The 8,636-nt window shown below is 39.2% G+C and carries 8 protein-coding genes, 1 pseudogene and 1 riboswitch; of the genes and pseudogenes, 7 read left to right on the top strand and 2 right to left on the bottom strand.

The window, feature by feature from the left end; all coding sequences use genetic code 11:
• Nucleotides 1-63 precede the first annotated feature (63 nt).
• Complete coding sequence (locus AC1DRF_RS11795) at nt 64-1,200, top strand: PrpF domain-containing protein (protein WP_477740802.1); 1,137 nt, start codon at nt 64-66, stop codon at nt 1,198-1,200.
• Nucleotides 1,201-1,303: 103 nt separating this feature from the next.
• Complete coding sequence (locus AC1DRF_RS11790; protein WP_318331449.1) at nt 1,304-2,146, top strand: GNAT family N-acetyltransferase; 843 nt, start codon at nt 1,304-1,306, stop codon at nt 2,144-2,146.
• A 27-nt stretch (nt 2,147-2,173) separates the two neighbouring features.
• Here AC1DRF_RS11790 and AC1DRF_RS11785 read toward each other — a convergent pair whose 3' ends face one another.
• The gene (locus AC1DRF_RS11785) at nt 2,174-2,758 is read right to left on the bottom strand and encodes a YjgB family protein (protein WP_097823124.1); all 585 of its coding nucleotides are present in this window, start codon (nt 2,756-2,758) and stop codon (nt 2,174-2,176) included.
• A 331-nt stretch (nt 2,759-3,089) separates the two neighbouring features.
• Here AC1DRF_RS11785 and AC1DRF_RS11780 point away from each other — a divergent pair, with 331 nt between their 5' ends.
• Complete coding sequence (locus AC1DRF_RS11780; RefSeq protein WP_427075088.1) at nt 3,090-4,700, top strand: putative polysaccharide biosynthesis protein; 1,611 nt, start codon at nt 3,090-3,092, stop codon at nt 4,698-4,700.
• Between the two features lie 13 nt (nt 4,701-4,713).
• Nucleotides 4,714-5,082: a hypothetical protein gene (locus AC1DRF_RS11775; RefSeq protein ID WP_477740801.1), complete on the top strand. Its 369-nt coding sequence runs from the start codon at nt 4,714-4,716 to the stop codon at nt 5,080-5,082.
• A 90-nt stretch (nt 5,083-5,172) separates the two neighbouring features.
• On the opposite strand, the gene AC1DRF_RS11770 is transcribed toward AC1DRF_RS11775, so the two are convergent.
• Entirely contained in the window at nt 5,173-5,340 is a 168-nt protein-coding gene (locus AC1DRF_RS11770) for a hypothetical protein (RefSeq protein ID WP_477740800.1), read from the bottom strand.
• A gap of 332 nt (nt 5,341-5,672) precedes the next feature.
• A riboswitch (SAM riboswitch) is annotated at nt 5,673-5,779 on the top strand.
• Between the two features lie 75 nt (nt 5,780-5,854).
• On the opposite strand from AC1DRF_RS11770, the gene AC1DRF_RS11765 reads away from it, so the two are divergent.
• From AC1DRF_RS11765 to AC1DRF_RS11755, 3 genes and pseudogenes are all read left to right on the top strand, one after another.
• Nucleotides 5,855-6,865, top strand: coding sequence for a BMP family protein (locus AC1DRF_RS11765; RefSeq protein WP_477740799.1), 1,011 nt, complete (start codon nt 5,855-5,857; stop codon nt 6,863-6,865).
• 82 nt (nt 6,866-6,947) lie between these two features.
• Nucleotides 6,948-8,480 (top strand): ABC transporter ATP-binding protein, encoded by a 1,533-nt coding sequence (locus AC1DRF_RS11760; protein WP_477740803.1) that lies wholly within the window; start codon nt 6,948-6,950, stop codon nt 8,478-8,480.
• Nucleotides 8,455-8,636 (top strand): annotated as a pseudogene (locus tag AC1DRF_RS11755) (ABC transporter permease); the annotation flags it as partial. The gene AC1DRF_RS11760 and the pseudogene AC1DRF_RS11755, both read left to right, overlap by 26 nt.

The raw sequence follows: 8,636 nt of genomic DNA, 5'->3' as shown, positions 1-8,636 counted from the left end.
CCTTTCTCCCCTACTAACAAACGCCGAGATGAACGCCTCGGCGTTTGTTAGTAGGGGAGAAAGGTGATTAATAKGACGCGTATTCCTGTAACGGTTATGAGAGGTGGAACGAGTAAAGGGGTTTTTATCAATCATGAAGAAATGCCTGTGAACAAATCGGATTGGGAACCGTTTTTGCTAGATATAATGGGAAGTCCGGATCAACGTCAAATTGATGGACTCGGCGGAGCCAATTCGCTGACGAGTAAAATTGCGATTATTAAAAAGTCAGATTTAGAAAAAGCTGACGTAGATTACACGTTTGCGCAGGTTAGCATCAGCGAATCTCTCGTTGATTTTAAAGGGAACTGCGGTAATATCTCTTCAGCAGTCGGACCTTATGCGATTGAACAAGGACTTGTACAAGCTGTGGAACCGGTGACTAAAGTGCGGATTTATAATACGAATACGAAAAAAGTAATCGTAGCGGAAGTAGAAGTAGAAAACGGAAAAGTGAAAACAGAAGGATCGTGTATGATTCCTGGAGTGCCAGGTACGGGTTCACCCATTTATCTTTCGTTTGAAAACGGAGAAGGAGCCGTTACTGGAAAACTGCTTCCGACGGGGAACGCTATTGATCTTCTGCAAACATCCATTGGGATAATAAAAGCATCAATTGTTGATGTAGGAAATCCGCTTGTATTTGTTAAAGCAGCGGATATTGGCCTAAAGGGAGCAGAACTTCCGCATGAATACACGGACAAACAGCTGAAGCTATTTGAAGAAATTCGCTCCATTGCAGCTGGAAAAACGGGGCTCGCACCTCAAGACAAAGCAACCAAACTGTCACCAGCGGTTCCAAAAATGACGATTATTTCTCCTCCTATGGACCACCGCGACGGGACGGGCAGAGACAAAGCGGCTTCTCAAATGGACGTATTAATTCGCATGATGTCGATGCAAAAACCGCATCAAACGCTTGCCATTACAGGAGCAATTTGTACAACAGCGGCTATCTATACAAAAGGCACGCTTCCGTCAGAAATGGTTCAATTAAAAGGCGATACCGTTCGACTTGCTCATCCAATGGGAATTATGGAAACCAGTGTGGATCTGAAAGCTGGACAGGTTAACGGAATCAAAGTAGTGCGTACAGCCCGTCTTATTTTTGAAGGATTTGTTTATACAAAGCATACGTACGATGTATGTTTATCAAGTTAATAACGTTCTCTAAAAAAAGCTCTTTCTAGGAAACTAGGAAGAGCTTTTTTATGTTAGAATATTTTTACTGAAAAATGGAAAATCAGATGGAGGTGCAAAGAAAATGATTGAGCTATGTAAATATAGAGAAGTGCAGGAGTTTAAAAACCATGTAGAACCGCTTTTAGCGAAAAATGAAATTCTTCATAACTTAGCGCTTGGCATTTTACACAGCTTAAATAAAAGCAGCAAACCAAATTTTATGGGTGTTATTTTAAAAGACAGCTGTGCTGCGCTTGTATTACTGCAAACCCATCCTAAGCAAATCATCCTGTCTCAGATACAGCAGCTAACGGAGGTTGAACTAAGCGAAGCGGCAGAGCTGTTACAAGAAATCAACATACCGGGCTTAGTTGGAGAGAAACAAACAGTTTTATATCTTTCTCAAAAACTAGCAGCGCTAAAAAATCAAGAAGCTTCTTTAAAAATGGATCAGCGTATTTATCGGTTAGACAAAGTAAAAAAAGCTGCGGAAGCTGAAGGAATGCTGGTAAAAGCAAGATTGGAACACCTTCCGCTCGTGACAGAATGGATTTGGGAGTTTATGGGCGTCATTGGAGAGCCTGTATCAAAAGAACAAGCTGCCAAAACAGGAGAAGCTTTTATTAAAGCAGGAAGGTTATTCCTATGGGAAGTGAATGGCAAGTATGTCTCGATTGCCAATGCTACGCGTCCAACGGCCCATAACATTACGATTAACTTTGTATATACGCCTCAAAAAGAACGTAAAAAAGGCTATGCCTCAAGCTGTGTATCCACGCTTTCTCAGCTTATGCTAGACGAAGGATTTCAAACAACAAGTTTATACACAGATATGACAAATCCTACGTCTAACAAGATTTATATGGAGATTGGGTATGAACACGTAGCGGATTCAGCATTGGTTTTATTTCATGAAAAAAAGTAGCAGGCTGCCTGCTACTTTTTCTATTACTTAAGGTTTTTTAACTAAATTAACGTGATTTAACGTTTTGCTATCATCAAAAATGAATTCAAGATCATAGGCGCCGGCGTGATAGGTGTACTTCGTTTGAGTAGTACCATCACCTTTTACTTTGCCTGTAAAGTTCGGCTGACCTAATTCTTTCTTTAAGTTAGCTTGGGTGATGGAGCCTAGATTTGTTTGACGCTCTACATTTGTACCAAAATAGCGGATTTCGTTAATGACGTTATTTTGATCATAGCCAAATGCGTATCCAGGGTGACCCATTTCCGCGTGATAGTAGTCAAAGTTGTTTGATGAACCTTCAGGCGGGGGACCGAACTGATCGCGAACGTCTTGACGCAGTGTTTTGCCAATTTTGAAGTCTGCCGTTAAGCGTGGCACTTCACCTTTTACTGCGGCGTTGTAAATTTCATTAATGTTTTTTACAGCTGTTTGACTTTGACTGCTTGTTTCTTGAGATGTAGCTGCATGTGCTGGTGTATCAAGCTGAGCGACAGGAGCAAATCCAAACGCAGCAATTCCTGTAATCGTTGCAGCCGCCGCTGCTTTTGATAGTCGTTGTTTCATTTTCATGATTTTTTCCTCCTATATATAACGATTTAGCAACCTCAGTCTACCTAAAAGAACAGGTAGGCCAGAATAATCAAGGAGTCTTAGTTGAGTTGGTAACTGATATATATAATGTAACACGTCTTTTAGAATGTAAACGTCAGTTAAAGTAAAAAGCAAAAAACGATTCATTTATCATAGGTGAAAAGATTGGTTTATATTCCTTTATTAGGTAAAAAACGTAATATAGAGAGGGTTCTAATGTTTTATAAAAAACTAGATAATAATTGTAAGTATGATACAATAAATCAAGTATTTGTTAAAAATACAATATTTATTTCTGGAGTTTTGATGTATGGAAAAAAATTTGATGAGAGGTACGCTTTTATTAACAGCGTCTTCTTTATTAACAAAGATTTTAGGCTTTATTTATATTATTCCTTTCACAGCCTTAGTGGGAACGTCAGGTTACGCGCTTTATAAGTATGCATACGGTCCATATACCTTGATGCTAAGCTTGTCGACAATGGGTCTTCCGCTTGCTGTTTCGAAGTATGTATCGAAATATAACGGTCTTGGAAACTACCGTGCGGGACAAGATTTGTTAAAAGCAGGACTTCTATTAATGACAATAACGGGCATAATAGGTTTCTTAGTCCTCTATACGATGGCACCGTGGCTCGCTGAACTAGTCATTAACGGAAAAGATTCCTCAGGAAATAGTCAAAAAGACGTAGTGTATGTCATCCAAATGGTAAGCTTTGCTTTAATTGTTATCCCGCCTATGAGTCTATTACGAGGCTACTTTCAAGGTAACCAGTCTATGGGACCGGCCGCGCTAAGTACGATTACTGAACAAATAGTGCGAGTGTTGTTCATTTTAGCAGGAGCATACGCTGTTATTCAACTTTTTCATAGCACAATGACAAAAGCTGTTGGAATCGGCACGTTTGGAGCGTTTATTGGAGGCGTAGGGGGAATTGTGATTCTTGGAGCGGTTTATTTGAAGCGCAAGCGGTTGATTATGAAAGAAGTGAACAGCGGAAAGAATAATAAGTCCGTTTCGTTCTCTTCAATGTCCAAAGAGCTTGTAACATACGCCGTTCCGTTTGTATTAGTTGGTTTAGCTATTCCTATCTATCAAAATATTGATACGTTTACGATTAACATGCTCTTTCAATCAATAGGATATGGACAAGCTAAAGCCGAAACGATCAACTCCGTTATTGGATTAGCCCAGATTTTGGTGATGGTGCCAGTATCGTTAGCGACTGCCTTCAGCATGTCGCTGATTCCGGGCATTACGTCTTCCTTTGTGCAAGGAAATTTACGGGAAGTAAAAGGGAAAATTACAAAAACACTGCAGCTGCTGTTATTTTTTACTCTTCCTGCTGCCGTGGGGCTTTGTTTATTAGGCAAGCCGGTATATATGATGATTTTTGGAGCAAAAAACAGTCCTGAAATCGGTGGAGTTGTTTTACAATGGTACGCGCCTGCTGCCATTTTATTTGCTCTTTTTACAGTAACAGCCGCAATTCTCCAAGGAATTAATCAGCAAAAGAAGCTAATCTTAGGCTTGGGCTTAGGAATTGTTGTGAAGATAGTATTAAACGTACTGCTGGTTTCAAGCTTAAAAGAAATTGGACCGGTTGTCGCGACTTACGGAGGGTATGGTGTATCGGTTATATATAACTTTTATTTAATTGAAAAATCCATTTCTTACCGAGTTCAATCACTGGGACAAGCTGCGTTGACACCTGTTTTATTAGTAAGTGTGATGTCAGCCGCTGTGATTATCGGCAATTATACTTCTCACTATTTTTTAGAAAATAAGCTGTCTGCATCTTCACTTGCGATTAGCACATCTTGTATTTCAATTGCTTTAGGTGCTGCCGTGTATCTAGGACTTGGCGTAAAAACAAGTTTAGGGCAATCCGTTGTATTAAATAGAAGAAAAAGAATGTAAAGGAGAGAAAGTAGTGTCAAAAGGTTTTGTACTAACCGTGGCGGCTGGAGGGTGTATAATAATTTCCGGAGCGCTGCTGCTATTAAATTGGGAAAGATTGTTTGGAGATTATCGTCCCGTTCAAACAGCAACAGCTGTATTCAAGCTAGAAGTGGGAAGTCAAGATGTAGCGAGGACTACAGATTCAGATGATGCTCTTCACTATATGGTAAAAAAAGGACATTTAGATGAATATATTCATATGATGAATGAAAAAGGCTATATGTTAAAAGAAAAAGATATTGATCATAACCGACTTGTTTTTAACGATGGACAAGAGGATGAGCAAATTTACTACAAGCGTTTTGCCAAGAAGTATACGATGATTGATGGAGAAGGGTAAAAGCTTTCACTTAGAATTACTACATACTAAAATCATTAAAAGAAAACGCCACCTTGCGAATAAAAGGTGGTGTTTTTTAGTTAGGTTATCTTATCTTAGTTTCGCTTTTGCTATACCTGCTACTACCATACTAGTAATAAAAATAACTACAATTCCAATGTTGGTCGGGGTATCAAAAAAGATTTTTGAAACCGCCAAAGCGATAATGAGTCCAATAGCTACTCCAGATAATTCTTTCATCAATTTCAACGTTAACACCTCTTAAAAAATATCGATCAGGAAAAGTCTAACATTCTTGGTAAAGTGTTTTCAATCAATAGTGGGTTAACAAAAGAGATGTAATAAAAGTGCTCTGCTACACATGCCCTTCTAGAAGACTAGCAGACTTACCGTAAGCGCTTTGCTAGGAGGCATGTGATGATTAATTTAGAAGATTGATCTGTATTTTAGTAGACTAAAACCGTATAATCCTATGTGTTTTTAAAGTTTTTTTGCATGAAAAAGAAAAATAATATTGACAATTGTTAAAAAACTATTAATATTGACTATATAATATTGACTATATTACATAAAACAAATAGCTATTGTTTTCCTTATCAAGAGAGGTGGAGGGACTGGCCCTGTGAAACCCGGCAACCGCTGTCTATGACAGAATGGTGCCAAATCCTTAAGAACAGTATGTTCTTGAAGATGAGGAAGAGACGTTTGGTTAACGAGCTCTTCCTTTATATAAAGGAAGAGCTTTTTTTATATYATAGGGGGAGTAAGTCAAATGAAGAGATTTCTTGTTTTAGCAGTTGCGCTTGTACTACTCGTAACTGGCTGTCAGTCAAAAAGCACAAAAAGCAGTGGAAGTGAAGAGAAAGGAAAGAAGCGAATTGCTCTTGTTTTACCCGAAAAGATTGGAGTTAACCCGTTTTTTCAACAAATGGATGATGGGGCAAAACGCGCTGGAAAGAAGTATAACATTGATGTGAAGACAATTGAATCTACGGATCAAGCAGCCATTGAAAGTAACTTGCGTGCTGCCGTAGCAGAAAACTATGACTTGATTATTACATCTTCTTTTGAATCCGAAGATGCGTTGAAAAAAGTAGCTCAAGAAAACCCGCAGCGTCAATTTGCGATTATTGATACAGTGGTCGATTTACCAAATGTAAGAAGCGTTGTATTCCGTGAACAAGAAGCTTCATATTTATTAGGAGCAGCAGCAGGATTAGTTACAAAAACGAATAAAGTAGGAATGGTTGCTGCTGATGATATTCCATTATTAAAAAAATGGACGGTAAGTTTTAAAGAAGGATTACAATCAACAAATCCGAAAGCAGAGTTTCTAGTAAACTATGTTGGAAGCTTCTCTGATCCAGCTAAAGCAAAAGAACTTGCTATTTTACAGGCTTCAAAAGGAGCTGACTTTATCGCCGGAGCTTCAGCGGTAGGCGACTTGGGTATATTTGAAGCAGCAAAAGAAAAAGGTTTTTATACGGCAGGCCAAGATATTGACCRTACGGAAGTAGATCCTGAGCATATCGTTTTATCGCAGTTGAAAGGATCTGATGCGGCTGCTTATGAAACGGTAGAAGCACTCGCAAATGACAAATTTAAATCCGGTGTAGTGAAATACGGCTTAAAAGAAAAAGGTGTTGGGTTAACGTATGTGACTCAAGACAGCAAGACGCCTCTTAATGACTTTGTAGGGCAAGGTGTAATTGAACAATTAAAAGAAATTAAAGATTCGATTATTGATGGAAAAACAGTGGTAAAAGATCCGTTAGCAAAGTGAGTTGAAAAGAGAAGTCGAGTAAGGCTGGCTTCTCTTTCTTATTTTTGAAAAAATCCTAATGGGGAAAGGAGCAATGAATAGAATGAGTGAGCTGCTGCAGTTAACGAATTTGACGAAGAAATACGGTTCATTTTCAGCAAATGATAACGTGTCCTTTAAACTGAAAAAAGGCGAGGTTCACGCGCTGGTTGGAGAAAATGGCGCTGGAAAAACGACGTTGATGAGGATGCTTTACGGAATGGAAAAGCCGAGTTCAGGAAGTATTCAGCTACATGGGAAAACCGTCTCGTTTTCATCTCCTGCAGATGCGATCAAAAATGGAATAGGCATGGTGCATCAGCATTTTATGGTTTTTCCGCATTTTACAGTGGCTGAAAATATTGTCTTGGGGCATGAGCCAAAGAAAGGCCTCTTTTTTAATAGAAGGCAGGCGAAAGCAGATGTACAGCAATTAACCCAAACCTATCAAATTTCAGTAGATGTTCATAAGAAAGTAAAACATTGCTCAATTGGAGAACARCAAAAAATTGAAATTTTAAAAGTGCTGTATCAAGGAGCAGAAATCATTATTTTAGACGAGCCTACCGCCGTTCTTACTCCTCATGAAGTGAAGGAACTATTAAAAACAATCCGTTTTTTAGCTTCTCAAGGTAAAAGTATCATTATTATTACACATAAGCTGCAAGAAGTGATGGAAGTAGCGGACCGCATTACGGTTCTTCGAAATGGTAAAGTAGCCGGCGTCACAAGTAAAGAAGATACCAATGCTCACCACCTAGCCAGGCTGATGGTAGGGCGAGAATTAAAAGAGCGTCCTGCAAGAATACCATCACAAGGTACCTCTCATTTAAACGTACAAAATCTCTTTTTAAAAGGAAAAGGACAAAAAAACGTATTGCAAAATGTGTCTCTTCACGTTTCTGCAGGCGAAATTGTAGGTATTGCAGGCGTTTCGGGAAATGGACAATCGGAGCTTCTTCAAACAATTGCTGGATTAGTAGAAACAGATAGCGGAAGTATTAAACTTGGGGATGAAGATCTTACAGGGCGATCTGTGCGTGAAAGAAGAGAGGCAGGAATCGCTCATATTCCAGAAGATCGCTATATGTGGGGAGCCTCTAAGGACGATACGATCGAAGAAAATGCACTCATGGGCTATCAGTATAAAGCTTCTTACTCGAAGATGGGCTGGCTGAAAAGAAAGATATTCAAGTCGAGCGTGGAGGAATGGATAAATGAATTTTCGATTAAAGCCACTTCATCTAAGCAAAAAGCCGGAGAGCTGTCAGGGGGAAATCTGCAAAAATTGATTGTTGCCAGAGAGCTTGGGCAAAACACTTCTTTTCTACTTGCTGCTGAACCAACGCGAGGAGTGGATATTGGGGCAATGGAACGTATTCATGATGCCTTGATTCAAAAACGGAATAATGGTTCCGCTATTTTACTTGTGTCTTCGGAACTGTCGGAGATTATCTCACTATCAGATCGAATTTTAGTTATGTACGAAGGCAGTATTGTTGGAGAGCTTACAAGGAAAGAAGCAACAGAAGAGAAACTAAGCATATTAATGGCAGGAGGAACGGTAGAAGGTGATACAGTTGCAGAAACTTCTTAAATCATTAATTCAGCCGATTATTGCAGTTATTTTTGGCTTAGCAATAGGAGGCATTATTATTTCCTTAACTGGTGGTTCGGTTCTTCAAACATATACAGAGCTCTGGAATGGAGCGTTTGGTAATTTTTATTTCTTCACTACTACGCTGGCTCGCGC

The organism is Priestia sp. P5_B4 (assembly GCF_056400385.1).
The sequence above is the reverse complement of the archived record's forward strand: the minus strand, read 5'-3'. Positions and strand labels throughout refer to the sequence as shown.